A 2,037-nucleotide genomic window follows, 5' to 3' on the forward strand; every position below is an offset into this window, starting at 1 on the left:
GAGATCGCGGCGGATGGGAAGAGGGAGTTGCGCGAGCGCATGGAAAGCAGGGAGCGCATGCATTCCCTGACCACCATCCGCAAGCGGGAAGGCGAGGTGAGGGAGGAAGGAGGCGCTTGATGCTTCCCATGGACATCGCCGGAAGGAGGCTCTGCCTGGCCGCCGACCAACTTCTCGCCTGCGTGGGGGAGGCGCTGCTGCTGTCGCGGCGCATGCGCGAGGCGGCGGAGGCGGGAGACGCGGTGCGGGTGACCGACCTGGCGGCGGAGACCGCGCGCATGGCGGAAGAGACGAAGGCCGCGGGGAGGGAGCTGCTGGCGAGCGCGGAGACGGGAAGTCCCCCCGGCGCGGCGGGCGCGGAGAGCTTCCTGGAGCGCATGGCGAGGATGGATTCCGACTACGGCACGGACCTCTCCGAGAAGATGGAGAGGTTCGCGGAGATGGCGCGGGCGCTGGCGGTGGAGCAGGCGGCCAACGTATCCCTGCTGAGCGCCCTGGCGGTGGAGCTGGAGCGGTTCACCTCGTGGCTGATGAACATCACCGGAGGTTGGGTCATCTACGGCGGCGACGGCGCCGCGGTGACCGACGGAGGCGGCCCCCGCCGTGTGAGTTTTTCGGTGTGAGAGAGGAGGGGGGATTGAGCTCGACCTTCTTCGGCCTGCAGATAGCCCTCTCGGGGCTGCGCGCGCAGCGCCAGGCGATGGAGACCACCGGGCACAACGTTGCCAACGCCTCCACCCCGGGATATACGCGCCAGCGGGTGCTGCTGACTCCCGGGGTACCCCATACCATGCCCGGGCTGGCCGGGCCGGTGGGAGCGCTGATGAAGGGCACGGGGGTGGAGGCGCGGGAGATCACGCGCGTGGCCGATCTCTTCATCGACGCCCAGTTGAGGGAGCAGTCGGGGGTGCTGGCGGAGAAGAGGCAGGCTTACCAGACCGTCTCCCAGGTGGAGGGCATCTTCGGGGAGCCGGGGGAGGAAGGACTGGGAGCGGCCATGGCGGCCTTCTGGAACGCCTGGGAAGAGCTGACCCTGAACCCAGACAGCTTGGCGGTACGGCAGAGTCTCATCTACGAGGCGGACTCCCTGGCCGGCATCTTCAACCGCCTGGCGCGGCAGCTGGAGAGCACCCGCGAGAACCTGGATTACGAGATCGAGCAGAGCGCAGCGGCCGTCAACCGCATGGGCGCGGCGGTGGCCTCCCTCAACGCCAGGATCGCGCGCGCCAGCGCGGCGGGCATGAACGCCAACGACCTCGTCGACGAGAGGGAACGGCTGATCACCGAACTGAGGTCCTATGCCGACGTGAGGGTAAGGCTTGAGGATGGAGGCAGGGCGAGCCTGTTCATCGGCAACCGCGCCCTGGTTATGGGAGACACATACAACGAGATCACGGCGGAGACCACCTCCACCGGGCACCACCTCTTGGTCTGGAAGAGCGATGCCCAGCCCTTGGCCATAGGCGGCGGCAAGCTGGCCTCCATGCTCCAGATGCGCGACTCCTATATCCCCCGCCTGGCGGCGGACCTCGACGCCCTGGCTACCGCCATCATCGACGAGGTCAACGCCCGGCATGCCGCGGGTTACGACCTGGACGGAAACCCCGTGGCCGGCACCGCCTTCGAGGCCTTCTTCACCGGCACCTCCATTTCCGACATGGCGGTAAACCCCGCCATCGCCGCGCAGCCCAAGGGGATCGCGGCCTCGGCGGGCAGCGGCGAGGGCGACGCCGAGAACGCGCGCGCCATCGCCCTGCTGCGGCGGGAGAAGACCATCGCGGGCGCCTATACCTTCGAGGACTACTACCGCAGCGTGGTGGCGCGCGTGGGGATAGACGTGCAGGCCATGGAAAACGATGTGAAGAACACCGAGGTGCTGCTCAACCAGATAGAGAACTGGAGGGAGGCGGTGTCCGGCGTATACATAGACGAGGAGATGGTGCGCCTGCAGGAGGCGCAGCGGGCCTTCCAGGCGGCGGCGCGGGCCATCACGGTGATGGACGACGCCCTCAACACCATCATCAACGGCATGGGCAT

The 2,037-nt window shown here is 68.0% G+C and carries 2 protein-coding genes; both read left to right on the forward strand.

Going from position 1 to position 2,037, the window contains the following annotated elements:
* Positions 1 to 119: 119 nt before the first annotated feature.
* Positions 120 to 623 carry a hypothetical protein gene (locus H5T74_14615; GenBank protein ID MBC7231607.1) on the forward strand — a complete coding sequence of 168 codons (504 nt, stop codon included), beginning with the start codon at positions 120 to 122 and terminating at the stop codon, positions 621 to 623.
* 14 nt (positions 624 to 637) lie between these two features.
* Positions 638 to 2,037 (forward strand): flagellar hook-associated protein FlgK (gene flgK, locus H5T74_14620; GenBank protein MBC7231608.1); only part of this gene is annotated, 1,400 nt, incomplete at its 3' end.

The organism is Actinomycetota bacterium (genome assembly GCA_014360645.1).
Lineage (GTDB): Bacteria > Actinomycetota > Geothermincolia > Geothermincolales > RBG-13-55-18 > Solincola_B.

Bases quoted from the DNA above. Each gene is read 5' to 3' on its own strand.
- H5T74_14615 (MBC7231607.1), top strand. From the start codon at position 120: ATGCTTCCCATGGACATCGCCGGAAGGAGGCTCTGCCTGGCCGCCGAC.